At 59.9% G+C, this 26301-nt stretch carries 25 protein-coding genes and 1 pseudogene; 11 read left to right on the plus strand and 15 right to left on the minus strand.

The features are described 5' to 3' along the window. The first annotated feature begins 43 nt into the window (after positions 1–43). On the plus strand, positions 44–1504 hold the full coding sequence (gene mltF, locus AB4N48_RS19530; protein WP_081932530.1) for a membrane-bound lytic murein transglycosylase MltF: 1461 nt from the start codon (positions 44–46) through the stop codon (positions 1502–1504). Positions 1505–1587: 83 nt separating this feature from the next. Here mltF and pdxJ read toward each other — a convergent pair whose 3' ends face one another. The 8 genes from pdxJ to lptF form a co-directional block, all read right to left on the minus strand. After that, on the minus strand, positions 1588–2334 hold the full coding sequence (pdxJ, locus tag AB4N48_RS19535; protein ID WP_016771560.1) for a pyridoxine 5'-phosphate synthase: 747 nt from the start codon (positions 2332–2334) through the stop codon (positions 1588–1590). Positions 2335–2373: 39 nt separating this feature from the next. Next, on the minus strand, positions 2374–3063 hold the full coding sequence (gene recO / locus AB4N48_RS19540) for a DNA repair protein RecO (protein WP_056783095.1): 690 nt from the start codon (positions 3061–3063) through the stop codon (positions 2374–2376). A 166-nt stretch (positions 3064–3229) separates the two neighbouring features. Next, a complete protein-coding gene (gene era, locus AB4N48_RS19545; RefSeq protein WP_016771562.1) occupies positions 3230–4132 on the minus strand; it encodes a GTPase Era in 903 nt (300 codons plus the stop codon). Further along, the gene (rnc, locus tag AB4N48_RS19550; protein WP_024011703.1) at positions 4125–4814 is read right to left on the minus strand and encodes a ribonuclease III; all 690 of its coding nucleotides are present in this window, start codon (positions 4812–4814) and stop codon (positions 4125–4127) included. Before rnc ends, era begins: the two co-directional genes overlap by 8 nt. A 169-nt stretch (positions 4815–4983) precedes the next feature. Further along, on the minus strand, positions 4984–5838 hold the full coding sequence (lepB, locus tag AB4N48_RS19555) for a signal peptidase I (RefSeq protein ID WP_460094192.1): 855 nt from the start codon (positions 5836–5838) through the stop codon (positions 4984–4986). 9 nt (positions 5839–5847) lie between these two features. After that, the gene (gene lepA, locus AB4N48_RS19560) at positions 5848–7644 is read right to left on the minus strand and encodes a translation elongation factor 4 (protein ID WP_016771564.1); all 1797 of its coding nucleotides are present in this window, start codon (positions 7642–7644) and stop codon (positions 5848–5850) included. A gap of 173 nt (positions 7645–7817) precedes the next feature. Further along, positions 7818–8879 (minus strand): LPS export ABC transporter permease LptG, encoded by a 1062-nt coding sequence (gene lptG / locus AB4N48_RS19565; protein WP_056783092.1) that lies wholly within the window; start codon positions 8877–8879, stop codon positions 7818–7820. After that, a complete protein-coding gene (gene lptF / locus AB4N48_RS19570) occupies positions 8872–9993 on the minus strand; it encodes an LPS export ABC transporter permease LptF (protein ID WP_125918301.1) in 1122 nt (373 codons plus the stop codon). The genes lptG and lptF overlap by 8 nt, the downstream gene beginning before the upstream one ends. 296 nt (positions 9994–10289) lie before the next feature. On the opposite strand from lptF, the gene AB4N48_RS19575 reads away from it, so the two are divergent. The 6 genes from AB4N48_RS19575 to rlmF all read left to right on the plus strand — a co-directional run bounded on the left by AB4N48_RS19575 (position 10290) and on the right by rlmF (position 18186). Then, positions 10290–11780 (plus strand): leucyl aminopeptidase, encoded by a 1491-nt coding sequence (locus tag AB4N48_RS19575; RefSeq protein WP_150636214.1) that lies wholly within the window; start codon positions 10290–10292, stop codon positions 11778–11780. A gap of 60 nt (positions 11781–11840) precedes the next feature. Then, entirely contained in the window at positions 11841–12269 is a 429-nt protein-coding gene (locus AB4N48_RS19580; protein ID WP_125918303.1) for a DNA polymerase III subunit chi, read from the plus strand. Positions 12270–12277: 8 nt separating this feature from the next. Continuing rightward, entirely contained in the window at positions 12278–12664 is a 387-nt protein-coding gene (locus tag AB4N48_RS19585; RefSeq protein WP_056783087.1) for a hypothetical protein, read from the plus strand. 331 nt (positions 12665–12995) lie between these two features. Next, a complete protein-coding gene (locus AB4N48_RS19590; RefSeq protein ID WP_056786210.1) occupies positions 12996–13967 on the plus strand; it encodes an IS110 family RNA-guided transposase in 972 nt (323 codons plus the stop codon). 119 nt (positions 13968–14086) lie between these two features. Then, positions 14087–16933: a valine--tRNA ligase gene (locus AB4N48_RS19595; protein ID WP_457264285.1), complete on the plus strand. Its 2847-nt coding sequence runs from the start codon at positions 14087–14089 to the stop codon at positions 16931–16933. Positions 16934–17166: 233 nt separating this feature from the next. Further along, positions 17167–18186: a 23S rRNA (adenine(1618)-N(6))-methyltransferase RlmF gene (gene rlmF, locus AB4N48_RS19600; protein ID WP_016771571.1), complete on the plus strand. Its 1020-nt coding sequence runs from the start codon at positions 17167–17169 to the stop codon at positions 18184–18186. Positions 18187–18380: 194 nt separating this feature from the next. Here the strand turns inward: rlmF and AB4N48_RS19605 are convergent, their stop codons facing one another. Further along, positions 18381–18662 carry an HU family DNA-binding protein gene (locus tag AB4N48_RS19605; protein ID WP_003221909.1) on the minus strand — a complete coding sequence of 94 codons (282 nt, stop codon included), beginning with the start codon at positions 18660–18662 and terminating at the stop codon, positions 18381–18383. A gap of 396 nt (positions 18663–19058) precedes the next feature. Here AB4N48_RS19605 and yejK point away from each other — a divergent pair, with 396 nt between their 5' ends. Together yejK and AB4N48_RS19615 are read left to right on the plus strand one after the other, a co-directional pair. Further along, on the plus strand, positions 19059–20063 hold the full coding sequence (yejK, locus tag AB4N48_RS19610) for a nucleoid-associated protein YejK (protein ID WP_039759184.1): 1005 nt from the start codon (positions 19059–19061) through the stop codon (positions 20061–20063). Then, on the plus strand, positions 20063–20413 hold the full coding sequence (locus tag AB4N48_RS19615; RefSeq protein WP_056783081.1) for a glutaredoxin family protein: 351 nt from the start codon (positions 20063–20065) through the stop codon (positions 20411–20413). The genes yejK and AB4N48_RS19615 overlap by 1 nt, the downstream gene beginning before the upstream one ends. Before the next feature lie 116 nt (positions 20414–20529). Here the strand turns inward: AB4N48_RS19615 and AB4N48_RS19620 are convergent, their stop codons facing one another. The 5 genes from AB4N48_RS19620 to AB4N48_RS19640 all read right to left on the minus strand — a co-directional run bounded on the left by AB4N48_RS19620 (position 20530) and on the right by AB4N48_RS19640 (position 24507). Then, positions 20530–21465, minus strand: coding sequence for a glutathione S-transferase family protein (locus tag AB4N48_RS19620; protein WP_457264288.1), 936 nt, complete (start codon positions 21463–21465; stop codon positions 20530–20532). 84 nt (positions 21466–21549) lie between these two features. Continuing rightward, a complete protein-coding gene (locus tag AB4N48_RS19625; protein WP_095180433.1) occupies positions 21550–21852 on the minus strand; it encodes a GIY-YIG nuclease family protein in 303 nt (100 codons plus the stop codon). Between the two features lie 40 nt (positions 21853–21892). Continuing rightward, complete coding sequence (locus AB4N48_RS19630; protein ID WP_041479505.1) at positions 21893–22363, minus strand: nuclear transport factor 2 family protein; 471 nt, start codon at positions 22361–22363, stop codon at positions 21893–21895. A gap of 190 nt (positions 22364–22553) precedes the next feature. Beyond that, the gene (locus tag AB4N48_RS19635; RefSeq protein ID WP_460094193.1) at positions 22554–23858 is read right to left on the minus strand and encodes a CynX/NimT family MFS transporter; all 1305 of its coding nucleotides are present in this window, start codon (positions 23856–23858) and stop codon (positions 22554–22556) included. Further along, entirely contained in the window at positions 23848–24507 is a 660-nt protein-coding gene (locus tag AB4N48_RS19640) for a FadR/GntR family transcriptional regulator (protein ID WP_076565984.1), read from the minus strand. The genes AB4N48_RS19635 and AB4N48_RS19640 overlap by 11 nt, the downstream gene beginning before the upstream one ends. A 166-nt stretch (positions 24508–24673) precedes the next feature. Between AB4N48_RS19640 and AB4N48_RS19645 the strand changes: the two are divergent. Both AB4N48_RS19645 and AB4N48_RS19650 read left to right on the plus strand, forming a co-directional pair. Beyond that, a pseudogene (locus AB4N48_RS19645) lies at positions 24674–24985 on the plus strand (type II toxin-antitoxin system MqsR family toxin). Continuing rightward, positions 24982–25470: a type II toxin-antitoxin system MqsA family antitoxin gene (locus AB4N48_RS19650; RefSeq protein WP_252885402.1), complete on the plus strand. Its 489-nt coding sequence runs from the start codon at positions 24982–24984 to the stop codon at positions 25468–25470. Before AB4N48_RS19645 ends, AB4N48_RS19650 begins: the two are co-directional and overlap by 4 nt. 57 nt (positions 25471–25527) lie before the next feature. Here AB4N48_RS19650 and AB4N48_RS19655 read toward each other — a convergent pair whose 3' ends face one another. Then, entirely contained in the window at positions 25528–26292 is a 765-nt protein-coding gene (locus tag AB4N48_RS19655) for an amino acid ABC transporter ATP-binding protein (RefSeq protein ID WP_016771581.1), read from the minus strand. Positions 26293–26301: the final 9 nt, after the last annotated feature.

Raw genomic sequence — 26301 nt, forward strand, 5'->3', positions numbered from 1 at the left:
TGTCGAGATATGGCGCTCGTGGCCGTTTGCGTATACTGCGCAGATGTTTTTCCCAACGGCTTTGCGTCCGCGATACGCCAAATGGCTGATCGCAACCGGACTCTTCCTGATGCTCGGTGGCTGTGTTGATAAACCCAACACACTCGAGCGCGTAAAGGAGGATGGTGTGCTGCGCGTGGTTACCCGCAACAGCCCCGCCACCTACTTTCAGGATCGCAGCGGTGAAACCGGCTTCGAATACGAGCTGGTGAAGCGCTTCGCCGACGATTTGGGCGTCGAGCTGAAGATCGAGACGGCCGACAATCTCGATGACCTGTTCAACCAGGTCGGCAAGCCGAACGGCCCGGTACTCGCGGCCGCCGGTCTGGTCAGCAGCGACGAGCGCAAGAAGCAGGTGCGGTTCTCCCACTCCTACCTCGAAGTCACCCCGCAGATCATCTACCGCAACGGTCAGTCGCGCCCTACAGATCCGGCGGATCTGGTCGGCAAGAAGATCACCGTGCTCAAGGGCAGCACCCACGCCGAACAACTGGCCGCGCTGAAACAGAAATATCCCGGTATCGAATACGAAGAATCCGACGCCGTTGAAGTGGTCGATCTGCTGCGCATGGTCGATGAAGGCCAGATTGACCTGACCCTGGTCGACTCCAACGAAGTGGCGATGAATCAGGTGTACTTCACCAACATCCGCGTGGCCTTCGACCTCGGCGACGCGCGCAGCCAGAGCTGGGCGGTGGGCCCGGGCGAAGACAACAGCCTGCTCAATGAAATCAATGCGTATCTGGACAAGGTGCAAAAGAACGGCACCCTGCAACGCCTGAAAGACCGCTACTACGGCCATGTCGATGTGCTTGGCTACATGGGCGCCACCACCTTCGCCCAGCACTTGCAGCAGCGTCTGCCGAAATACGAACAGCACTTCAAGAACTACGCGAAGAAAGAGAAAGTCGACTGGCGCCTGCTGGCCGCCATCGGTTATCAGGAATCCCTGTGGCAGCCGACGGTGACCTCGAAAACCGGCGTGCGCGGTCTGATGATGCTGACCCAGAACACCGCGCAGGCGATGGGCGTGTCGAACCGCCTCGATCCCAAGCAGAGCATTATGGGCGGTGCCAAGTACCTGGCTTATATGAAAGATCAGCTCGACGATTCGATCCAGGAACCGGATCGCACCTGGTTCGCCCTGGCGGCGTACAACGTCGGCAGCGGTCATCTGGATGACGCGCGCAAACTGGCGGCGAAGGAAGGCTTGAATCCGGACAAGTGGCTGGACGTGAAAAAGATCCTGCCGCGCCTCTCGCAGAAGCAGTGGTACAGCAAGACCCGCTACGGTTACGCCCGGGGTGGCGAACCGGTGCACTTCGTGGCGAACATCCGTCGCTACTACGACATCCTGACTTGGGTGACCCAGCCGCAGCTTGAGGGCGATCAGGTGGCCGAGGGCAACCTGCATGTGCCGGCGATCGACAAGTCGAAACCGGCGCAAGAGCCCGCCCCTCTTTAAAGCAAAAGATCGCAGCCTTCGGCAGCTCCTACAGGGTTATGTGTACACCTGTAGGAGCTGCCGAAGGCTGCGATCTTTTGATCTTAGCCCTTGAGAGCAGCAGCCAGAATCAGCGCTTTCATTTCCGATACGGCGGACTTGAAGCCCACGAACAACGCATGCGCCACCAGCGCGTGGCCGATGTTCAGTTCGTTGATGCCTTTGATCGCCGCCACGGCCTCGACGTTGTGGTAATGCAGGCCGTGCCCGGCATTGACGATCAGGCCCTGCGCCAGTCCAAACGCCACGCCATCAGCGACGCGTTTGAGCTCTTCTGCCACTTCAGTCGGGGTTTCGGCATCGGCGTAGCGCCCGGTGTGCAGCTCGATAGCCGGCGCACCGACGCGCTTGGAGGCGGCGATCTGGCGCTCGTCGGCGTCGATGAACAGCGACACTTCGCTGCCGATCTTCGACAAACGCTCGACCGCAGCCCTGATGCGCTCCTCCTGCCCCGCTACATCCAGACCACCTTCGGTAGTCAGTTCCTGACGGGTTTCCGGGACCAGGCAGATGTGCGCCGGGCGAATACGCTCGGCGAACGCCATCATTTCTTCGGTGACGCCCATTTCGAAATTCATGCGCGTTTGCAGCACATCCTTGAGCAGCAACACGTCGCGCTCCTGGATGTGACGGCGGTCTTCGCGCAGGTGCACGGTGATGCCATCGGCGCCCGCCTCTTCTGCATCCAGCGCCGCCTTGACCGGATCCGGGTAGCGCGTGCCACGGGCCTGACGCAGGGTGGCGACGTGGTCGATGTTCACGCCGAGAAGAATGCGATTGCTGCTGGTCACGGATGCGCTCCTGAATTGAGAGATTCGGCGCACAGCATATCAGGGCTTGCGAAACAGCTCGCGACTGACAAGCGGACGCCCGCCCAAATGCACTGCCAGCGCCTGGCGCATCAGACGCTTGGCCGCCGACAGCGCACCGGGCGCCGACCAGTCGGCTTCGGCCATGGCCAGCAGCTCGGTACCGTTGAACAGGCCGGGTTGCAGCAGATACACCCGCTCGAGTCCGGCGTCCACTTGCAAACGGTAGAGGCCGTCAGCAGCGACGGGCTCACCGTGCATATCGGTGTTCATGGAGAAGCCGTAGCCGAGATCATCCAGCAATCGCCATTCGAAAGAGCGCAGCAACGGTTCCAGTGGTCGACCTTCGGCCAGCGCCAAGAGGGTCGCGGCATAGTGGTCGAATACGGCGGGATGCGGATCTTCGGCAGGCAACAGGCGAATCAACAGCTCGTTGAGATAGAGGCCGCTGAACAGCGCCTCGCCATTGAGCCACGCAGAGGTACCAGAACTCTCCATGCGCCCGACATTCTTCAGCTCGCCCTTGCCACGGAACTCGACCTCCAGCGCCACGAACGGCCGCGCCAGCGTCCCGGCCTTGCCCCGCGCACTGCGCAACACCGCCCGCAGCCGACCTTGCGGCGTGAGGAAATCGACCAGTGCGCTGGTTTCGCGATAGGCGCGCGAATGCAGGACGTAGGCGGGTTGGGCGGGAGGCGGGTTTTGCGACATTGAGTTCTCGATGAAGAAACGCGGTTTTACATACAACCCAAAACCACTGTGGGAGCGAGCCTGCTCGCGAAAGCGGAGTGACAGTCAACATCAATGCTGAATGTTACATCCTCTTCGCGAGCAGGCTCGCTCCCACAGTGAGTAGCGGTGTTTTCGAGATCGCTACTTACAGATCGCCGTAACCCAGCGAACGCAGCGCGCGCTCGTCATCGGACCAGCCGCCCTTCACCTTGACCCACAGGTTGAGCATGATCTTGGAGTCGAACAGCAGCTCCATGTCCTTGCGCGCCTCGGTGCCGATGCGCTTGATGCGCTCGCCCTTGTCGCCAATGATGATTTTCTTCTGGCCGTCACGCTCGACGAGAATCAGCGCGTGGATGTGCAGGGTCTTGCCCTGCTGCTTGAATTCTTCGATTTCGACGGTGATCTGGTACGGCAGCTCGGCACCCATCTGGCGCATGATTTTCTCGCGCACCAGTTCGGCGGCAAGGAAACGGCTGCTGCGGTCGGTGATCTGGTCTTCCGGGAAGAAGTGATCATTCTCCGGCAAGTGATCGGCGATGACCTTTTCCAGCGCTTCGAGATTGTGCCCGTGCTGCGCGGAAATTGGGATGATCTGGGCGTTTGGCAGCTGTTCCTGCAACCAGCTCAGGTGCGGCATCAGCTCGGCTTTGTCTTCGATGCGATCGGTCTTGTTCAGCGCGACGATCAGCGGGCCGGTCACGTATTGCACTCGCTCGAGCACCATCTGGTCTTCGTCGGTCCACTTGGTGCGGTCGACGACGAAGATCACCACGTCGACGTCTTTCAACGCCGCCGAAGCGGTTTTGTTCATGTAACGGTTCAGGGCCTTTTCGCCACCCTTGTGCATGCCCGGAGTGTCGACGTAGATCGCCTGGACGTCGCCCTCGGTCTTGATCCCGAGCATGTTGTGGCGGGTAGTCTGCGGCTTGCGCGAGGTGATCGCGAGCTTCTGCCCGAGGATGTGGTTGAGCAGCGTCGACTTGCCGACGTTGGGACGGCCGACGATGGCAACGTAGCCACAGCGAGTTGCGTTTGTATCAGTCATTGCCATTCTCCACGCCCAGGGCAATCAGTGCTGCGGCGGCCGCTACCTGTTCGGCAATACGACGGCTCACACCCTGACCTCGGCTTTTTTCATTCAGTAAGACCACTTCGCATTCGACGAAGAAGGTACGGCAGTGCGGTTCGCCCTGAATATCCACCACTTCGTAGCGTGGCAGTTCGCAACCGCGCGATTGCAGGTGTTCCTGCAAGCGGGTTTTCGGATCCTTGTTGGTGTCGACCAGCGTCAGGCCTTCGAATTCGCCGGCCAGCCACGCCAGTACGCGCTCGCGGGCGACGTCCATGCCGGCATCGAGGTAGATCGCGCCAATCAACGCTTCGAGGGCATCGGCCAGAATGGATTCACGGCGAAAACCACCGCTCTTCAGTTCACCCGAACCCAGGCGCAGATAATCGCCGAGGTCGAAACCGCGAGCCAGTACGGCCAGCGTCTCACCTTTTACCAGCCGTGCGCGCAAACGCGACAACTGGCCTTCGCGGGCCAGCGGGAAGCGATCGAACAGCGCCTCGCCAGCGACGAAGTTGAGGATGGCATCACCGAGGAATTCCAGACGCTCGTTGTTGCGCCCGGCAAAACTGCGGTGCGTGAGGGCCAGCAGCATCAGCTCCTGATCTTTGAAGGTGTAACCGAGCTGGCGCTCGAGACGGCTTAGAGAAACGCTCACGGTTTACCCACGCTGAGTTCGTGGCTGGTTTCCACTGCCATCGCCGGGGTACGGCGCAGGCCTGGGACAATTAACGCTGTGTTCAAAAAATAGATCCTGGCGATTGCGAAGCCGATTGTGCCGGCTCCAGAAATGCATTCGGCGCTGTGGTCAACAGCGCCGTGTTTGATTACTTGATCAGGCCGACCCGCGAGAAATTCGGCAGGTGGCTGAGTTTCGGCTCTGGCCAGCTCATCCAGACCGCGAAGGCCTTGCCGACAATATTCTTGTCGGGAACCATGCCCAGCAGATCCTTGGGAATGTTCGGATCATCCCAGTAGCGGCTGTCGTTCGAATTGTCGCGGTTGTCGCCCATCATGAAGTAGTGCTCGGCAGGCACCGTCCACGAACGATCCGGAGTGGCGCGGTAACGGCTCATTTCCTTGCGGATCAGGTGCTCGGCTGCGCCGAGTTTTTCCTGATAGAGCTCCGCGCTGCCCAGCGAACCTGCTTCGGCGCCGGCCATCTTCTCGGCGATCGACTCACCGTTGACGAACAGACGCTTGTCGGCGGTGTAACGCACCGTGTCACCCGGCAGGCCGACCACACGCTTGATGTAGTTGACGTTCGGGTCGCTCGGGTAGCGGAACACCATCACATCGCCGCGCTGCGGGTCACCGACTTCGATGATCTTCTTGTCGATCACCGGCAGACGGATGCCGTAGGAAAACTTGTTCACCAGAATGAAGTCGCCGACGTCCAGCGTCGGTTTCATCGAGCCGGACGGAATCTGGAACGGCTCCACCAGGAACGAACGCAGCACCAGCACGATGAACAGCACCGGAAAGAACGACTTGCCGTATTCAACCAGCAGCGGCTCTTTGTTCAGCTTTTCGACCACCACAGGCTCGGGCTGGCTGACACTGCCTTGATAAGAGGCAATGGCAGCCCGCCGACGCGGTGCCAGGAACAGCAGATCAATCAACGCCAACAGGCCGCAGACGAACACGGCGATGACCAGCAACAGCGGGAAATTTAGCGACATAGGACCTGATTATTCCAACCTGAGCACGGCGAGGAAGGCTTCCTGTGGAATTTCCACGTTGCCGACCTGTTTCATGCGTTTCTTACCGGCCTTCTGCTTCTCGAGCAGCTTCTTCTTACGACTGACGTCACCGCCGTAGCATTTGGCCAATACGTTCTTTCTGAGCGCCTTGACGGTTGTCCGGGCCACGATCTGACCACCGATGGCGGCCTGGATCGCCACGTCGAACATCTGACGAGGAATCAGTTCTTTCATCTTCTCGGTCAACTGGCGACCTTTGAAGTGCGAATTGTCACGGTGCACGATCAATGCCAGGGCATCGACCTTGTCGCCGTTGATCAGCACGTCCAGTTTCACCAGATTAGCCGATTGGTAACGATCGAAATGGTAGTCCAGCGAAGCATAGCCGCGGCTGGTGGATTTGAGACGGTCGAAGAAGTCCAGGACCACTTCGTTCATCGGCAGGTCGTAGGTGACTTGCACCTGATTGCCGAGGAACAGCATGTCGACCTGAACACCGCGTTTCTCGATGCACAGGGTGATGACGTTGCCAAGGTGTTCCTGCGGCACGAGGATATTGGCGCGCACGATTGGCTCGCGCATGTCCTCGATCGCCGACACATCCGGAAGCTTCGACGGGTTGTCGACGTAAATCGTTTCACCGGTTTTCAGCACCAGCTCGAAAATTACTGTCGGCGCGGTGGTGATCAGGTCCAGGTCGTATTCGCGCTCGAGGCGCTCCTGGATGATTTCCATGTGCAGCATGCCGAGGAAGCCGCAACGGAAGCCAAAGCCCAGGGCGTCGGAGCTTTCCGGGGTGTACTGCAGCGACGAGTCGTTCAGGGTCAGCTTCTGCAGCGCTTCGCGGAAATCCTCGAAGTCGTCGGAACTGACCGGGAACAGACCGGCGTAAACCTGTGGCTGAATGCGTTTGAAGCCCGGCAGCACCGGCACATCAGGGGTGGAGCTCAGGGTCAGGGTGTCACCAACCGGCGCACCGTGAATGTCCTTGATGCTGGCGATGATGAAGCCCACTTCGCCGGCCTTCAGATCAACGGTGGCAGTGTGTTTCGGGTTGAACACGCCGACGCTGTCGACCAGGTGCACCTTGCCGGTGGACTTGACCAGAATCTTGTCGCCCTTCTTCACACGGCCGTGGCGCACGCGTACCAGGGAAACAACGCCCAGGTAGTTGTCGAACCAGGAGTCGATGATCAACGCTTGCAGCGGATCTTCGATGTTGCCGGTCGGCGCAGGAATGGTGTGCACCAGACGCTCGAGCACTTCGTCGACACCCAGGCCGGTCTTGGCGCTGCAGGTGACGGCGTCGGTGGCGTCGATGCCGATGATCTTCTCGATCTCGTCCTTGACGCGATCCGGCTCGGCTTGGGGCAGGTCGATCTTGTTCAGGACCGGCATGACCTCCAGGCCCTGCTCGATGGCGGTGTAGCAGTTGGCCACGGACTGGGCTTCTACGCCCTGCCCCGCATCGACCACCAGCAAGGCGCCTTCGCACGCCGCCAGGGAACGGCTGACTTCGTAGGTGAAGTCGACGTGGCCCGGGGTGTCAATGAAGTTCAGCTGGTAGGTGATGCCGTCTTTGGCTTTGTAATAGAGGGTAACGCTGTGGGCCTTGATGGTGATCCCGCGTTCACGCTCAAGATCCATGGAATCCAGTACCTGGGCTTCCATTTCACGCTCGGCCAGGCCGCCGCACATCTGGATGAAACGGTCAGCCAGCGTCGACTTGCCATGGTCAATGTGGGCGATGATGGAGAAATTGCGGATATGACTCAAATCACTCACGGATCAACACTCAAAAAGGCTGCAGGCTTGGCCCGCCGAAAAATAGCCGGGAATTGTACCTGATACACGGCGCAAGCGTCACGTTCGCCTGTCACCCGGATCGCATGCAAAAACGCCCCGGTCTGGCGACCGAGGCGTTTTCAGGGATCAGGCGCTGAATGAAAGCTTGTTCATCAGCCCGCTCGCCTGAGCAGCCAGACACCTGCCAGCGCACACACGCCGGCCGGCACCAGCACCGCAAACAGCGGCGAGAATCCGAACACCAGACTCGATGGCCCCAGCAGATCCTGGACGATGCGGAAGGTGAAGCCCACCAGCACGCCGGTGAAAACACGCTGACCGAGGGTCACCGAACGCAGCGGGCCGAAGATGAACGAGATCGCCATCAGCACCAGCGCGGCGGTCACCAGCGGCTGCAACACCTTGACCCAAAATGCCAGCCAGTAGCGACCATTGCTCAGGCCCTGCTCCGCCAGATAGTGGATGTAGCCCCACAGACCGCTGATCGACAGCGATTCCGGCGCCATCACCACGGTGCTGAGCAGCTGCGGGCTCAACGCCACGTCCCACTCCTCGCTCGGGCTGTTGACCACTTCAGTACTGCGCTCATGGAACAGCGTGGTGGCAACGTCGGTGAGCTGCCACTTGGTGCCGTCAAACTCAGCCTTCTTGGCGAAGCTGGAGCTGAGCAGATGGCGCTCCTTGTCGAAGTGATAGCGCGTCACGCCGTACAACAGACCGTTCGGCTGAACCGCGTTGATGTGGATGAATTCCTCACCCTGACGGTGCCACATACCGTGCTTGGCGCTTTGCGCGTCGCCGCTGCCCTGGGCCAGCGAGCGATTGGCCTGGGCCATGCTTTCGGTGGCCGGGGCGACGTATTCGCCGATCAGCACGCCGGCGAGCATCAGCACCAGCATCGGCTTCATCACAGCCCAGACAATGCGGCCGATCGACACGCCAGCAGCGCGCATGACCGTCAGCTCACTGCTGCTGGCCAGACTGCCGAGACCGATCAGGCAGCCGATCAATGCGGCCATCGGCAACATTTCATACAGCCGGCGCGGTGCGGTCAGCAATACAAAACCGAGCACGTCGACCAGGGTGTAGGTGTCGCTGACGTCGCCCATTTCATCGATGAAGGCAAACAGCGTCGCCAGGCCGAGGATGATCGCCAGCACAGCGATGATCGCCATGAACACGCTGCTGCCGATGTAGCGGTCGAGTTTAACCACGGGCCACCTCCAGCGCGGCGCTGCGACGGCTGGCCACTTTCAGGCGCAGCGGCTCCCAGTAAAGCAGGCCGAGGCCGATCACCAGGAAGATCGCGTGCACCCACCACAGGCCGAGGGCCGGCGGGATCTTGCCTTTTTCAAGGGCGCCGCGAGCGGCAATCAGGATGGTCAGGTAAGCCATATAAAGAAGAATCGCCGGCAGCAGCTTGAGGAAACGCCCCTGACGCGGATTCACCCGCGACAGCGGCACCGCCATCAGGGTCACGATGAACACCAGCAGTGGCAGGGACATGCGCCATTGCAGTTCGGTTTTCGAACGGATGTCATCACTGCCCCACAGGGACGAGGTCGGCATCGCGTCACGGTCGGTGACTTCTTCGCTGACGTCCGGCTTGGGCAGCAGTACGCCGTAGGTTTCGTAATGGATGGCGCGGTAATCAGCCTGCCCGGGGCTGCCGTCATAGCGATAGCCGTTGTCGAGAATCAGGTAACGATTGCCGTCGGGGCGGATTTCCTGACGGCCCGACTCGGCCACCAGCACGGAAATCCCGCGGTCCTTCTTATCGGCACCGAGGTTCTTCTGCGAGATGAACACGCTGCCGAGATTGACGCGATCGTCGCTCAGGGTTTCGGTGTAGGTCACCCGAGTGCCATCACGCAGGGCCTGGAATCGGCCCGGCTCGAGGGTATCGAACTCGGTCAGCGCGTCCTGCTTGTTCAGCAGCAGCTGAAACTGGTTGGCGCCCTGCGGAGCCAGGCCGAGGCTCAGCCACGCGACCACCAGTGCCACCAGCGTCGCCGGAAACAGGGTCATGCGAAACAGCTTCTGCTGGCTCATGCCGGTGGCCGAAAGCACGGTCATTTCGCTTTCGAGGTACAGGCGACCGTAGGCCAGCAGGATCCCGAGGAACAGGCCCAGCGGCAGAATCAGTTGCAGGAAGCCCGGCAGACGAAAGCCCATGATCAGGAACAGCGAGCCCGGATCGAGCTGACCGGCCGCAGCCTGCGCCAGGTATTTGATGAAGCGACCGCTCATGATGATGACCAGCAGCACGGCACTTACGGCGCTAAGGGTCAACAGGACTTCGCGGGACAGATAACGGAAGACGATCAAACCAGACACTCCAGGGTTGTCAGGCTAAGGCGGCCAAACAAGCAAACACATCGACCGGCCCGCCATGCAGAGCGGTCGAAAAAAGATGCGGCATTATCCTGTGATTGGGTGCGCCTGTCACTGCGCACACTCATCCATCGCTGTAATCCTTTGCTGAGGGTTGTCAGGCGCGGGGAGCGAGGTTCAAACTGCGGCCCTTGTCGCAGGCTTTGGCCTGCGCCTCTTCTATCTATAAGCAGGCGACTGCGAACAGCGTCGAACGCCTGCGTGTTGACCATTCATTCAGGGATCCGGACATGGAACTGGTTGTAAAAAGCGTTAGCCCAGAAACGTTGAAAACCGCCACCCTGGTGGTTGCCGTCGGCGAAGGCCGCAAACTCGGTGTCGCCGCCAGACTGGTCGACGAGTCGAGCGGTGGTGCCATCAGCGCCGTGCTCAAGCGTGGCGACCTGGCTGGCAAGGTCGGTCAGAGCCTGCTGCTGCACAGCCTGCCGAACCTGAAAGCCGAGCGCGTGTTGCTGGTCGGCGTGGGCAAGGACGAAGAACTGGGCGACCGTCCGTTCCGCAAAATCGTTGCCGGCATCCTCAACACCCTCAAAGGCCTGGGCGGCGGTGATGCCGTGCTGGCGCTGGATGAAGTCATCGTCAAAGGTCGCGACAGCTACGGCAAGACTCGCCTGCTGGCAGAAACCCTGGTCGACGGCGGCTACACCTTCGACCAGTTCAAGAGCCAGAAAGCCGAACCGCGCGCCCTGAAGAAAATCACTCTGCTGACCATCAAGGCTGCGCAGGCCGAAGTGCAGCGCGCCGTGAACCACGCCACCGCCATCGCCAACGGCATGGCGTTCACCCGCGATCTGGGCAACCTGCCACCGAACATCTGCCACCCGACGTTCATGGGCGAACAGGCCAAGAACCTGGGCAAAGAGTTCAAGGATCTGAAAGTCGAAGTGCTCGACGAGAAGAAGATCAAATCCCTCGGCATGGGCTCGTTCTACGCCGTGGGCCAGGGCAGCGCCCAGCCGCCGCGCCTGATCGTCATGCAATACAACGGTGGCAAGAAATCCGAGAAGCCATACGCGCTGGTCGGCAAGGGCATCACCTTCGACACCGGCGGCATCAGCCTGAAGCCGGGCGCCGGCATGGACGAGATGAAATACGACATGGGCGGCGCTGCCTCCGTGTTCGGCACATTGCGCGCAGTGCTTGAGCTGAAACTGCCGATCAATCTGGTGTGCATCCTCGCCTGCGCCGAAAACATGCCGAGCGGCAACGCGACCCGTCCGGGCGACATCGTCACCACCATGAGCGGCCAGACCGTGGAAATCCTCAACACCGACGCCGAAGGCCGTCTGGTGCTGTGCGATGCGCTGACCTACGCCGAGCGCTTCAAGCCACAAGCGGTGATCGACATCGCCACCCTGACCGGTGCTTGCGTGGTGGCCCTGGGCGCACACACGTCCGGCCTGCTGGGCAACAACGACGAACTGATCGACCAGTTGCTCAGCGCCGGCAAGGCTGCTGACGACCGCGCCTGGCAACTGCCGCTGTTCGACGAGTATCAAGAGCAGCTGGACAGCCCGTTCGCCGACATCGCCAACATTGGCGGGCCGAAGGCCGGCACCATCACCGCCGCCTGCTTCCTGTCGCGCTTCACCAAGAACCTCAACTGGGCGCACCTGGACATCGCCGGCACGGCATGGACCAGCGGCGGCAAGGACAAGGGCGCCACTGGCCGTCCGGTTCCGCTGCTGACCCAGTACCTGCTCGATCGCGCCAAAGCCTGACACCGCTGATGGGCGGCGGCGTCACTTTCGGGTGACGCCGCTTGCCGCTCTGGAACCGCAATGACCAAAGTCGACTTCTATATCCTGCCCAGCGCCGATCCTTCAGCGCGTCTGGATTTCGCCTGCAAGCTCACCGAGAAAGCCTGGCGCATGGGCCATCGCATCTACCTGCATTGCAGCGATGCGGCCCAACGTGACGATCTCGATGCGCGGCTGTGGGCATTCAAGGGCGAAAGTTTCGTGCCTCACGGCCCTGCCGACAGCGAACCGGACGGTTTGATCGTGCTGGGACTGGGCGAAGACTGCGGGGAACATCAGGATCTGCTGGTCAATCTCGACCTGAAAGTCCCGGCCTTCGCCAGCAAATTTGCCCGCGTGGCGGAAGTGGTGGTGGAAGATCCGACCATCCGAGCGGCGGCGCGGGAGAGTTTCCGTTTCTACCGCGAACAGGGCTATTCTCTGCAAGACCACCGTTTACAGCGACTCTGAGCATTCCAATGGACACTCCGAAACCGCAACAGAAGTCCGCACATCTGCTGGACGATCTTGAATCGATCCGCCAGTTGCTCGGCGATGACAACCTGCAACCGCCGCTCTTGACCGATACGGTCGATGACGGCGAACAGGAACAGATTCCGATGCTGTTCGATTCCGTCGGCAATCAGCCGGCGGCCGTCGAGCCGCCACCAGCGCCGCCGGCGGCCCCGGCTGCCGCACCGGTCGATAAAGGCCCGGATGCCTTGCTGCACCTGGACAGCGAACTGCGCGCCGCCGCGCAATTGATCATGCAAGACGTGATCGACGACTTCGCCCCGCACATCGAAACCGAAATCAAACGTCGCCTGGATGCGCGGATGGAGCGGCTGCTCAGCCAGTACGAATAAGCCGCTGGTGTAGGAGCTACCGAAGGCTGCGATCTTTTGACTTTGCTTTCACAAAAAACAAGATCAAAAGATCGCAGCCTTCGGCAGCTCCTTGTATCTCGACTAACGCTCCGTCAGGAGCGATAGTTCTCGACTGATCATCGAGGGAGGGACTTGGAAGCCGCGCAGCTCCTTAGGCTTTTTGCCTGTGACGTAGATCGTGCTCCAGCCCTCCACACTCACTCGTACAGTTCGCACGGTATCTTGGGCCCGCCTGCGGCGAGAGCCCGCATTCGCAAGGTTGGACAGAGTGACGTGATGATCGCAACAGGGAACAAGTGGAGAATCAATCATGTCCGGTTTCGTTGGCGTCGACATCGCAAAGAACACCTTTGATATCGCTACACACCAGCCCAACGGCAAGCACAAAACCAAGGCCAAGCTGGCCAACGATCCAAAGGGCTTTAAAGAGTTTGAGGCGTGGCTAGAAAAAAATGCCGAGCGTTCGGCCCTGATCGTGATGGAAGCCACCAGCGTCTACCATTTGGAGCTCGCGGAATTCGTTTACAACAAAGGCTTCCGGGTCTGCGTCGTGAACCCGGCTACGACCAAAGCGTACGCTGACAGCGAACTGCGCCGCATCAAGACTGATAAAAGCGATGCCAAACTGATCGCCGACTTTGCCCGGGAAAAGGATCAAAAACTTCACCCATGGGCGCCTGAGCCGCTGAAATACCGCCAGTTAAAAGCAATGGTGCGCCGCCTGGATGACCTTCAGGAAATGGAACAAATGGAGCTCAATCGTCTGGACGTTTCCGACGAAAAGGTCAAAGACTCGATCAACTCCGTTCTGCGCCATATCGAAAAAGAGATCGTAGAAACGCATAAGGCGATCAAAAAACACATCGATGACGACCCGGATATGCGTCAGATGCGGGATCTCATCGTAACCATCGACGGCATCGGACAAAAAACGCTTGAACGATTGCTCGCCGAACTGGGTGACTTGCGCAAATACAGTGATCCTCGCCAACTGGTCGCTGCTGCAGGGCTCAATCCAAAGCTGCAGGAATCAGGAAAGCTCAAAGGTCACACCCTGATCTCAAGAGTAGGGTCAGCACGGCTGCGTGCAGGCCTTTACATGCCTGGCATGGTGGCGCTGAAACACAATAAGGCGATCAAGGCGATGAAAGAACGCCTGGAAGCCAATGGCAAGGCCCCCAAGCAGATCATCTGCGCAGCAATGCGCAAGCTGCTGCACTTCGTTTACGGAGTGCTCAAGTCAGGACTGCCATATGACCCGAAACTTGCGCTTGCCCGGTGAGGCTCAAGACGGTATCTACATTTAGATCTCCGCCCGACCTCCCCCGCTCGCCCTCGGCACCACGCCCCGCTATACTTCCCGGCTTTTCCTGAATAAATGCCAATAGGGTCCCGCCGCGCATGGATAAGACCTACCAGCCGCACGCCATTGAAACTTCCTGGTACAAGACCTGGGAGTCCGAGAACTACTTCGCCCCGCAAGGCGCGGGCGAGTCCTACACCATCATGATCCCGCCGCCGAACGTCACCGGCAGCCTGCACATGGGTCACGGTTTCAACAACGCGATCATGGACGCGTTGATCCGTTTCCGCCGCATGCAGGGTCGCGACACCCTGTGGCAACCGGGCACCGACCATGCCGGTATCGCCACGCAGATGCTGGTGGAGCGTCAGCTCGAAGCCCAGGGCCAGAATCGTCACGATCTGGGCCGGGAAAAATTTCTCGAAAAAGTCTGGGAATGGAAAGATCAGTCCGGCGGCAACATCAGCCGGCAGATCCGTCGCCTCGGCTCGTCCGTCGACTGGAGCCGCGAGCGCTTCACCATGGACGACGGCCTCTCGGAAGCGGTCAAGGAAGCTTTCGTGCGCCTGCATGAAGACGGCCTGATCTACCGCGGCAAGCGTCTGGTCAACTGGGACACCAAACTGCACACGGCGATTTCCGACCTCGAAGTGGAAAACCACGAAGAGAAAGGCTTCCTGTGGAACCTGAAATACCCATTGGCCGATGGTGTAAAAACCGCCGAGGGCGATGACTTCCTGATCGTCGCCACCACCCGTCCGGAAACCATGCTCGGTGACTCCGCCGTCGCGGTTAACCCGAACGACGAACGCTACAAAGCGCTGATCGGCAAATTCGTCGAGCTGCCACTGGTTGGCCGCCGCATCCCGATCATCGCCGACGATTATTGCGACCCTGAATTCGGCACCGGCTGCGTGAAAATCACCCCGGCCCACGATTTCAACGACTACGAAGTCGGCAAGCGCCACAACCTGCCGCTGCTGAACATCTTCGACAAGAACGCCAACGTGCTGCCTGCCGCTCAGGTGTTCAACCTCGACGGCACGCTGAACGAGAGCATCGACGGCAAGATTCCGGCCGAGTTCGCTGGCCTGGAACGTTTCGAAGCGCGCAAGCAGATCGTTGCCGCGTTCGACGCCGCCGGCCTGCTGGTGAGTGTCAACGATCACAATCTGAAAACGCCGAAAGGCGATCGCTCCGGCACGGTCATCGAGCCGTGGCTGACCGACCAGTGGTACGTATCGACCAAGCCGCTGGCCGAGCCGGCGATTGCTGCCGTTGAAGACGGTCGCATCCAGTTCGTGCCCAAGCAGTACGAAAACATGTACTTCTCGTGGATGCGCGACATCCAGGACTGGTGCATCAGCCGTCAGCTGTGGTGGGGCCACCGGATTCCGGCCTGGTACGACGAGTCGGGCAAGGTCTACGTCGGTCGCGACGAAGCCGAAGTCCGTGCCAAGCACAACCTCGGCCCGGACGTTGCGCTGCAACAGGACAACGACGTACTCGACACCTGGTTCAGTTCCGGCCTGTGGACCTTCTCGACCCTGGGCTGGCCTGAGCAGACCGAGTTCCTGAAGAAATTCCACTCCACCGACGTGCTGGTCACCGGTTTCGACATCATCTTCTTCTGGGTTGCCCGGATGATCATGATGACCATGCACCTGATGAAGAACGAAGACGGCACGCCGCAGGTTCCGTTCAAGACCGTTTACGTACACGGTCTGGTGCGCGACGGCCAAGGCCAGAAGATGTCCAAGTCCAAGGGCAACGTCCTTGACCCGCTGGACATCATCGACGGCATCGATTTGGAAACCCTGGTGCAGAAGCGCACCTCGGGCCTGATGCAACCGAAACTGGCGAAGAAGATCGAGAAAGCCACCCGCGAAGAGTTCGCCAACGGCATCGAAAGCTACGGCACCGACGCCCTGCGCTTCACGTTCTGCTCGCTGGCCTCGACCGGTCGCGACATCAAGTTCGACATGGGTCGCGTCGAAGGCTATCGCAACTTCTGCAACAAGATCTGGAACGCCGCGCGTTACGTTCTGGACAAGGGCGAAGACTGCGGCCAGAACGGCGAAGCCTGCGAGCTGTCGCTGGCTGATCGCTGGATCATCTCGCAGCTGCAACGCACCGAAGCCGAAGTGACCCGCCAACTGGATCAGTTCCGTTTCGACCTCGCCGCGCAAGCGCTGTACGAGTTCATCTGGAACCAGTACTGCGACTGGTATCTGGAACTGTCCAAGCCTGTGCTGTGGGACGAGAACGCACCGGTCGAACGTCAGCGCGGCACTCGCCGGACGCTGGTACGCGTGCTGGAAGTGGCGCTGCGTCTGGCGCATCCGTTCATGCCGTTCATCACTGAAGAAATCTGGCAGCGCATCGCGCCGCTGGCCGGCATCCAGGGCAAGACGATCATGTTGCAGCCTTGGCCGGTGGCCAACGAAGAGCGCATCGATCCGGCGGCGGAAAACGACATCGAATGGCTCAAGGAACTGATGCTCGGCACGCGCAACATTCGTGGCGAGATGAACATCGGCCCGGGCAAGCCACTGCCGATCTTCCTGAAGAACGTCAGCGCTGACGACCAGCGCCGCCTGACCGAGAACGAAGCGCTGCTGAAGAAGCTGGCGCGCCTGGAATCGATCACCGTACTCGCCGCTGGCGAAGAAGCACCGCTGTCCGCCACCGCACTGGTCGGCGAGATGGAAGTGCTGGTGCCGATGGCCGGTCTGATCGACAAGGGCGCCGAACTGGCGCGTCTGGACAAGGAAATCCTGCGTTTGCAGGGCGAAGTCCAGCGGGTTGGCGGCAAGCTGTCCAACGCCGGTTTCGTCGACAAGGCCCCGGCCGAAGTCATCGAGAAGGAACGCGCCAAACTGGCCGAGGCCGAACAGGCCCTGGGCAAACTGGCCGAGCAGCACGCGCGGATTGCCAGCCTGTAACGGCAAATCGCAGTGAAAAAGGGAGGCCCAAGTGGCCTCCCTTTTTTATTCCTGAAAAACCTTGAGTCCCCTGTGGGAGCGAGCCTGCTCGCGAAAGCGCTGTGTCAGCCGACAAATCTGCCGGATGTGAAACCGCCTTCGCGAGCAGGCTCGCTCCCACAGTTTGAACGGTGTTGCCTTCAGATGTGGGACAATGCCCGCCACTTTCAGCCATACCCGAATCGACCACGCCCATGACCGCCCCCCGCACACCCAAACCTGCGCGCAAGAAGCCTGACGCCGCCTCCCCGAGCAAAGCCGTCGAGCCGCGCGAGAAGGCCAGCCTGCATCCGCGCAATCGCCATCAGGGTCGTTACGACTTTCCGGCACTGATCAAGACCACGCCGGAACTGGCCAAGTACGTGATCACCAATCCGTACGGCAAGGAAAGCATTGACTTCGCCAGCCCCGACGCGGTACGTGTGTTCAATCGGGCGCTGCTCAAGGCGTTCTACGGCATCCAGCATTGGGACATCCCGGCGGACTATCTTTGCCCTCCTGTTCCGGGGCGTGCCGACTATGTGCACTTTCTCGCCGACCTGCTGGCGAGCATGAACGACGGCAAGGTCCCGCGCGGCGCGATCGTCAATGTGCTGGATATCGGCATGGGCGCCAACTGCGTGTATCCGCTGATCGGCAACAGCGAATATCGCTGGCACTTCCTCGGCTCGGAGATCGACCCGACAGCCGTGGCGGCGGCGCGAGCCATCGTGCAGTCCAATGATCTGAGCAAAGTGATCCAGCTGCGCCAGCAGGAAAACCGCAAGCACATCCTCATTGGCTTGCTGGAGCCGGGCGAGCGTTTCGACCTGACCATGTGCAACCCGCCGTTCCACGCTTCGATGGAAGAAGCGACCAAGGGCAGCGAGCGCAAGTGGCGCGCCTTGGGCAAGGCCGACCCGAAACGCAAGCTGCCGGTGCTGAACTTCGGCGGGCAATCGGCGGAGCTGTGGTGTGAAGGCGGTGAAGCACGCTTCGTGACGCAGTTGATTGCCGAGAGCGCGAACTTCCAGCACAAGGTGTTGTGGTTCAGCACACTGGTGTCGAAGGCCTCGAACCTGCCGGCCATTGAAACCGCGCTGAAGAAGGCTGGCGTGCTGGAGAGCCAGGTCGTGGAGATGTCGCAGGGCCAGAAGCAGAGCCGCTTTGTTGCCTGGACCTTCCAGACCAAGTCCGAGCAGCAGATCTGGCGACGCGAGCGCTGGGTTCGCTAACACACAGCAGATCCCCTGTGGGAGCGAGCCTGCTCGCGAAGGCGGCGTGTCAGTCAGCTTCAATATCGACTGACCTACCGCTTTCGCGAGCAGGCTCGCTCCCACATTGGCACTGCGATTCAGTCGCTAAATCACAGACACAAAAAAACCGTGCCCCGGATCACTCCGAAGCACGGTTTTTTTATCGCTGCGTCTTACTTGTTCACAGCGTCGGTCAGGCCTTTGGCCACAACCAGCTTGATCACTTTCTTTGCAGGGATTTCGATGGCAGCGCCAGTCGAAGGGTTACGGCCGGTGCGGGCAGGACGCTCGGTCACTTTCAGCTTGCCGATACCTGGCAAGGTGATTTCGCCGCCGTTTTCCAGCTGATCGGCAACGATTTGGCCCAGTTGGTCCAGAGCGTTACGCGCGGTGGTTTTCGGCGCGTCGATAGCTTCAGCGATGTCGGCGATCAGTTGGTCTTTAGTAAGAGCCATGTAGTGTTCCTTCCCTATCAAATTCATATGGATTGCAGAGTGCAGTGTCAGCCATCGAGCCCGATCTTCTGGATCTGGCACCCTCGGCGATTAACCACGACGAGTCGGGTTATAGATGCCGAAATCAGGGTTTGGTTCGACCTGACAAATGCTGAATGCACGCTTAACGCAGTGACTTCGCGTAAGACCGGGCAAAACTAGCACAGCGACAAGGAAATATCCGCCTCTAGCTACCCATTTGGTCAGCTTTATTGCGCTAAATCGGTAAAAAACCGCTTAAGGCCGGGCGCGCGCCCCGGTTTTGCCCTGCAACCCGCGCCAAAACCAGTGGTTGCGGTACACTGAGCGCTTTTTCGGGGGAGCCTGCCCTCCTCCCTTCCAACAGCCGAGAAGCCCATGCCGATCCGTCATTGCATCGTCCACCTGATCGACAAAAAACCCGACGGCACGCCCGCAGTTCTGCACGCCCGTGACTCTGAACTGGCCGAGTCCGCAGCCATCGAAAACATGCTCGCCGACCTCAACGAAAGCTACAACGCCAAACAGGGCAAAGCCTGGGGCCTGTTCCATCCGGAATCCGGCGCATTCCCGTTCAGCGGCTGGCTGAAGGAGTATATGGAAGGCGGCCGTGACTTCACCGCGTTCAGTAAAGTGGCGGTCGAGCATCTGCAGAAACTGATGGAAGAATCCAACCTGTCGGTGGGTGGCCACGTGCTGTTCGCCCACTATCAGCAAGGCATGACCGACTATCTGGCGATCGCCCTGCTGCATCACAGCGAAGGTGTGGCGGTGACCGACGAGCTCGACGTGACGCCCTCGCGCCATCTCGACCTTGGCCAGTTGCATCTGGCAGCGCGGATCAATGTCTCGGAGTGGCAGAACAACAAGCAGTCGAAACAGTACATCTCGTTCATCAAGGGCAAGAATGGCAAGAAGGTCTCGGAGTATTTCCGCGACTTCATCGGTTGCCAGGAAGGCGTCGACGGCCCCGGCGAGACGCGCACACTGCTCAAGGCCTTCAGTGACTTTGTCGAGAGCGAAGACCTGCCGGAAGACTCGGCCCGCGAGAAAACCAAGACCCTGGTCGACTATGCCAGCAGCCAGGCCAAGCTCGGCGAACCGATGGGTCTTGAGGAGCTGTCGGAGCTGATCGACGAGGAACGCCCGAAAGCCTTCTACGATCACATCCGCAACAAGGACTATGGCCTGTCGCCAGAGATTCCGGCAGACAAGCGCACCCTCAATCAATTCCGTCGTTTCACCGGCCGCGCCGAAGGTTTGTCGATCAGCTTCGAAGCGCACCTGCTGGGCTCGAAGATCGAGTACGACGAAGAGAACGGCACCCTGATCATCAAAGGCCTGCCGACTTCGCTGACCGATCAGTTGAAGCGGCGTAACTGATGCTCGGCAATGTGCTGAAAAAGGTCGCCCTGGTGCTGCTGGTGGTCGTGGTCTATCAGAACTGGGGCAAGATCGAGCGGGTATTCAATCCCGCGCAAATGGTCTCGCCGCAGACCCGGGCGCAAGCCAATGTCGTGCTCTATGCCACCGACTGGTGCGGCTACTGCAAACAGACCAAACGCTTTCTCGACAGCAAGGGCATACCGTTCAAGGAGTTCGACATCGAGAAGGATGCCGATGCGCGCAAGGCGTATGAGGCACTGGGTGGACGCGGGATTCCGCTGATCGATGTGAACGGCACGTTGATTCGCGGGTTCGATCCGGACGAAATCCTTGCAGCCCTGAAATAACCAATGTGGGAGCGAGCCTGCTCGCGAAAGCGCTGCATCAGCCAACAACCATGTTGAATGATCCATCGTCTTCGCGAGCAGGCTCGCTCCCACAGGTTTTGCAGCTGCTTGATAAATCAGCGCGCTTCGATACGGAAACCAAAACGCGGAAAGTGCACATGCACCACGCCGCCACGTTCGTCTTCACGGCGAATGATCAGCTCTTCACTGCCAGCAAACAGCAGCTCGCCCACCACCGGATCAACGCCGTAATCGATAGCGGCAATTGCCACTTGCTGTCCCGTCTTGAAGCCGTTCGGATCAACGAACCGCTCATCCGGCAATGCCGCTGGCGTCGCGTTACGCGCGACCTCCAATGCCTCGGCAGAGGACATCTCGCTCGCTGCGCCATGGCCGAACCCGAGCACCCGACCCAGCCACGCCGCCACCGCCGGATATTCATCCACCAGCGGCGCCGTGACGTGGGTCGCCTTGAGGAACCACAGCGGATGCGCCAGGGCGAAGTCGGCAATCGATGGCTCGCCGAAGAGGTAGTCGCCCTGTTCGCGCTGCAACTGCTGCTCCAGACGCGCCATGATCGTCGGCCACTGATGCTTGGCCTGCTCGGCGGACAGGCGTGTGGCGCTGCCACCGCTGAACAAGCCGGCGCGGTCGGCCAGGAAGGCCTTGATCGCTTCCGGCGGCAATTTGCCGAAACGCACGGCTACCGATTCTGGCTGGAACACCAGGCTCACCGCGTGCTGAAACACCACCGAGTCGGCCCACGCCGCAAAACTGGCGCTGGTCATTTCCTGGCCTTCGGGGAAAAACGCCGGCAGGGCTTTTTCCTGTTCCAGGCGTCGAGCGATCAGTGCGGTATCGCAATAGATGTCGGCACCGATCTGCAACACTGGGGTCTTGCGGTAGCCACCGGTCAATGCCGTCAGATCAGGCTTGGGCATCACCGGGGAAATATGCACCGAACGCCAGGACAGGCCTTTGAAGCCCAGCAGCAGGCGCGCCTTCTCGGCAAATGGAGAGGTCGGGTAATGGTGCAGAATCAACTCGGACATGCTCGGCTCCGCCGCTGGAAAAGTGAATCCGCAGCTTAGCGCGCATTGCCTGACAGGCCTACCGATCTGCCTGATGGGAACCAATCAGTCAGATTGATAAGACGCGACCAGGCATTCCTTGGCGCTCTTCTTGAGCTTTTTGATCAGCCGTTCCTGGCGCAAAGCATCGCTTTTGTCGCGGCACAGTTCCGTGTAGACCAGGGCCATCGCGGGGCTGGAAAGAAAGAACCGCGCTCCCTTGCCGCTCTGGTGCTTGGCGAAACGGCGTACGGGGTCGTCGCTGATTCCGCAATACAACGAGCCATTGGCGGCACGCACGAGGTAGACGAACCAGGATTTACTCACTGGTTCGGCAGCATCGACGGATTTTTCGCTAAGGCTGGTCACTTCGGGATCTGAACGTGTAGGAAAACAGGCGGCGATCTTATCAGCGCCCGGCCTGAAATGCCTTCAGTCCCTTGCGCGCCTGGGCACGTACCGCGTTGCGCACCAGCGGCGTCCAGCCCAGCAGCAGGCCTTTGAAACCCAACGCCTGCCGCGACCAGCGCCACAGATCGAAGTGGTCGTGGTGCTCACAGATCTTGCCGTCCCGGAAGACGAAGCGCGCCTGGATGTCGTTGACCACGACGTTGCCGGTCTGACTGAACAGGTAAGTCGCCACCCAATGCGCGCCGCCGGTGCGCTCGTCGGCGCGGACATTGTCAAAAGTCAGGGAAAAATCCTTGGCGCGGGTAGTCAGCATGCGCCACATGTCGCCGGCATCGCGCCCGCGCAACTCGCCGAAGGCCGGATCGCTGAAGACCACATCATCGGTGTAGCAGGCCGCCATGGCCTCGGCGTCGAGGCGCTGAAAGGCTTGGTAGAAGCGGGTGATCAGGGCGCTATGGGCTTCGCTCAAGGCAATCTCCAAGGAAATAGGTACAGATTGCCAGCACCATAATCTGCCGCGCGCAGAAACACTATCGGCAATACGCAAAACCCTTGTGGGAGCGAGCCTGCTCGCGAAGGCAATTCAACATTCAACATCCATGTTGACCGAAACACCGCTTTCGCGAGCAGGCTCGCTCCCACATTTGCACCCAGTGCATTCAGATCTTTTCGCTTTGCACCTGCACATACAACGCCCGCCCGGCACCCAGCCCGGCCAGGATCGCACCAGCGCCGATAACGCCGAAGATCCAGCCCAGGGCATTCCAGCCGCCGGTCCAGTCATGCACCACGCCCACGGCAAACGGCCCCATGGACGCCAGCGTGTAGCCAAAACCCTGGGACATGCTAGACAGGTTCGCCGCGACATGGGAATCACGCGAGCGCAGCACGATCAGGGTCAGGGCGAGACTGAACGTGCCGCCCTGCCCCAGTCCGAGCAGAATCGCCCAGCCCCACAGACCTTCGATCGGTGCGTACAGGCAGCCGAACAGGCCGGCCAGGGTCAGCGCCATGACCACGACGATCGCCAGGCGCTGATCCTTGCCCCGGGTCGCCAGCCACGGCGCGGCCAGCGAACTGGCCAGTTGAATGATCACCGAACCGGACAGCACCAATCCGGCCTGAGTCGGTGTCAGCCCGCGCCCGATGAGGATTGACGGCAACCAGCCAAACACGATGTAGGCCAGCGACGATTGCAGGCCCATGTACAAGGTCACCTGCCAGGCCAGCGGATCACGCAGCAACCCGCGCACGCGATAGGCGACGTTGTGTGCGCCATGTTTGGAGCCGACTTGTGGCAGCCAGAACACTGCGGCCACCAATGCCGGAATCACCCAGAAGCCCAGGCCCATCGCCCAGCTGTTGCCTAAGTGTTCACTCAGCGGCACGGTCGAACCCGCCGCCATCGCTGCGCCCAGGCACAGCGCCATGGTGTAGACGCCGGTCATGGTCCCGGCATGTTTGGCGAAATCGCGTTTGACAATGCCCGGTAACAGCACGCCGACAATGCCGATGCTGGCGCCCCCAAGCACGCTGCCGGCGAACAGGCCGATCTCGCCGAAATTACTGCGCAGGATAATCCCGCCGGCCAGCGTCAGCAGAATCCCCAACACCACCCGCTCAGCACCGAAACGCCGCGCCAGAATCGGCGCCAGCGGCGCAAACAGGCCCAGGCACAGCACCGGCAACGTGGTCAGCAATCCCGCCTGCGCCGCAGACAGTCCGAGACTGCTGGAGACCTCGCTGAGCAACGGCGCCATGCTCGACAACGCCGGGCGCAGGTTCAGCGCCACCAGAATCAAGCCGAGCAGCAACAGCCACGGGCGTTTTACCAATGGGTGGCTTTGCTGGACCTGCTCGTCATCAGCCTCGGCATCGATCAGCAGCTCTTCAAGTTCGGGGGTGCGTTTCGACACTGTGGATAACTCACTGCGGGGCATGGATTTCTCGGTTTCAAGGTTCATTGATCAACTGCCTCGACAAGGCTTTGGCCCGTTCCGGGTCGCGTTGCTCGACCGCATCGAGCAAGTCGATGTGCAGATCGAACACTTCCTGACGGCGCGGGGAGATATTCAGGGTCTGGCGCAATTGCGCGCCGACGATGCTGGAAAAGTAGCGATACAGCTCGCTGAGGGTCGGGTTGTGCGCGGCGTCGACCAGTCGGCGATGGAACACCAGATCGCAGGCGATATAGGTGTCGAGATCGCCGTGGTAATGGCTGCCGCTGGTGCCGAGCGCTTCACGCAGCGCCGCCAGATCCTCATCGGTACGGCGCAACGCGGCCAGGCCGATGGCCTCGACTTCAAGGATGTGCCGGGTCTCCCGAGCCTGCTCCAGGGAACAGCGGGACAACGCCTTCAGCGTATCCAGCGGATCGACCACGGCGCGCAGATAACTGCCGTCGCCCTGGCGAATTTCGATCAATCCCGAGAACGCCAGAACACGCATCGCCTCACGCACCGTGTTGCGGCTGATGCCCAGCTCGGCGCACAGCTCAGGTTCGGTCGGCAGACGCTCGCCGACCTGCCACGCACCGCTGTTGATGCGCTGACGCAGTTGATCCAAAGCCTGATCGACCAGGGATCGCTTGATCAAAGGGGAAATATCTGACATGAGCCTCGCCTTTTCATCCAATCATAGGATGAATTTTCCGACATGTTAGTCAGACCCATGTAGGGCGGCAACCACCTAGGGTCAATCGGAGACACATGGAGCGGCATTTTCGATTGGTCAAAATTACCCTTTAAGGGTAATTTCAGGGACAGGGTTTTGGCTTCTTATGGAAAAGAACACACCCCATTACGACTTGGCAGTCGTGAAGGCCGAAGTAATTAGACGAGGCAAAGAAGCCTTTACACGTTATGCACTTGAGACAGGCCGGGACATGGGCATGTCCTGGAAAGTGATGATGCAGGTTGTGGCAACGCTTGAGCGGCGGATGCTCTACAAATCCATGACCTCTTATTCCAACCATCGGAACTGGCACGACGTCTATCACGTATCGTTTTGAAATCGGGAGATCTACATCAAAGTGACCTACTGCACGAGCGGTGGTTCTCCGGTGATCTCCTTCAAGGAGAAAAACACATGAGCAAGAGGCAATGCCTGAGTTGCGGCACCGAACACGCAATGCACCACTTTCAAGATCGCAGTCTCGACGTCAATTACAAACAGTTTTCGCGGCCCGTACACCTTCTCGCCGGCTGGGAGTGCAGGGTCTGTGGCGAAATCATTTTTGACAGTGGTACCGACAGTGCCGAGCGCTACGTAGATGCCGGCGATCAATTACTCGAAGACGTACTTGGGCTGATCGGTACCGAAATGAAGCGTATTCGCCGAAAGCTCCATCTCACTCAAAGAAGTGCGGTGAAGTGGCTGTCAGGAGGTGGGCATAATGCGTTTTCACGATATGAACGCGGCGAACTGGCTCCGCCGCAGCCGTTGTTCACATTGATGCGGCTTCTGGATCGTCATCCCTATCTGCTAGAGGAAATTCAGGCACTCCACACAGACGACGGTCTCAAACAGCTTCTGGAAACTCGTTACCCGGAGCGGGAACCTGTTCTGGCCAGATGAGCCCAGATAAAACAAACCCGGAACTGAGTCCGGGTTTGTTTCAGTGCCTGACGGGCATCAATGCAAAATCTGACTCAAGAACAACTTGGTCCGATCATTCTGCGGATTGTCGAAGAAGTCGTTCGGCGCGGCCTGTTCAACGATTTCGCCCTTGTCCATGAAGATCACGCGGTTGGCCACGGTGCGGGCGAAGCCCATTTCGTGGGTCACGCAGAGCATGGTCATGCCGTCTTCGGCCAGACCGATCATGGTGTCCAGAACTTCTTTCACCATTTCCGGATCAAGCGCTGAAGTCGGTTCGTCGAACAGCATGATTTTCGGCTTCATGCACAAGGCGCGGGCGATCGCCACACGCTGTTGCTGGCCGCCGGACAGTTGCCCCGGATATTTGTGCGCCTGCTCCGGAATGCGTACGCGTTCCAGATAATGCATGGCGATTTCTTCGGCCTTGCGCTTGGGCATCTTGCGTACCCACATCGGCGCCAGGGTGCAGTTCTGCAGGATGGTCAGGTGCGGGAACAGGTTGAAGTGCTGGAACACCATGCCGACTTCGCGACGGATCGCTTCGATCTGCTTGAGGTCGTTGGTCAGTTCCACGCCATCGACGACGATGCGCCCCTGCTGGTGTTCTTCCAGACGATTGAGGCAACGGATCGTCGTGGATTTACCGGAGCCCGACGGACCACACAGGACGATGCGTTCGCCCTGTTTGACGTTGAGGTTAATGTCCTTGAGTACGTGAAACTGGCCGTACCACTTGTTCACGCCCTGCATCTGGATGATGCCTTCCGGACCCACAGGCTTTTTGATTGCTTCGCTCATTTACAGAGA

The organism is Pseudomonas sp. S2_C11, from assembly GCF_054668395.1.

Coding starts and splice junctions, on each gene's coding strand:
- mltF (WP_081932530.1), top strand. CDS start 44: ATGTTTTTCCCAACGGCTTTGCGTCCGCGATACGCCAAATGGCTGATC.
- recO (WP_056783095.1), bottom strand. CDS start 3,063: ATGTCGCAAAACCCGCCTCCCGCCCAACCCGCCTACGTCCTGCATTCG.
- era (WP_016771562.1), bottom strand. CDS start 4,132: ATGACTGATACAAACGCAACTCGCTGTGGCTACGTTGCCATCGTCGGC.
- lepB (WP_460094192.1), bottom strand. CDS start 5,838: ATGTCGCTAAATTTCCCGCTGTTGCTGGTCATCGCCGTGTTCGTCTGC.
- AB4N48_RS19575 (WP_150636214.1), top strand. CDS start 10,290: ATGGAACTGGTTGTAAAAAGCGTTAGCCCAGAAACGTTGAAAACCGCC.
- AB4N48_RS19580 (WP_125918303.1), top strand. CDS start 11,841: ATGACCAAAGTCGACTTCTATATCCTGCCCAGCGCCGATCCTTCAGCG.
- AB4N48_RS19585 (WP_056783087.1), top strand. CDS start 12,278: ATGGACACTCCGAAACCGCAACAGAAGTCCGCACATCTGCTGGACGAT.
- AB4N48_RS19590 (WP_056786210.1), top strand. CDS start 12,996: ATGTCCGGTTTCGTTGGCGTCGACATCGCAAAGAACACCTTTGATATC.
- AB4N48_RS19595 (WP_457264285.1), top strand. CDS start 14,087: ATGGATAAGACCTACCAGCCGCACGCCATTGAAACTTCCTGGTACAAG.
- rlmF (WP_016771571.1), top strand. CDS start 17,167: ATGACCGCCCCCCGCACACCCAAACCTGCGCGCAAGAAGCCTGACGCC.
- AB4N48_RS19605 (WP_003221909.1), bottom strand. CDS start 18,662: ATGGCTCTTACTAAAGACCAACTGATCGCCGACATCGCTGAAGCTATC.
- yejK (WP_039759184.1), top strand. CDS start 19,059: ATGCCGATCCGTCATTGCATCGTCCACCTGATCGACAAAAAACCCGAC.
- AB4N48_RS19615 (WP_056783081.1), top strand. CDS start 20,063: ATGCTCGGCAATGTGCTGAAAAAGGTCGCCCTGGTGCTGCTGGTGGTC.
- AB4N48_RS19620 (WP_457264288.1), bottom strand. CDS start 21,465: ATGTCCGAGTTGATTCTGCACCATTACCCGACCTCTCCATTTGCCGAG.
- AB4N48_RS19635 (WP_460094193.1), bottom strand. CDS start 23,858: ATGAACCTTGAAACCGAGAAATCCATGCCCCGCAGTGAGTTATCCACA.
- AB4N48_RS19640 (WP_076565984.1), bottom strand. CDS start 24,507: ATGTCAGATATTTCCCCTTTGATCAAGCGATCCCTGGTCGATCAGGCT.
- AB4N48_RS19650 (WP_252885402.1), top strand. CDS start 24,982: ATGAGCAAGAGGCAATGCCTGAGTTGCGGCACCGAACACGCAATGCAC.
- AB4N48_RS19655 (WP_016771581.1), bottom strand. CDS start 26,292: ATGAGCGAAGCAATCAAAAAGCCTGTGGGTCCGGAAGGCATCATCCAG.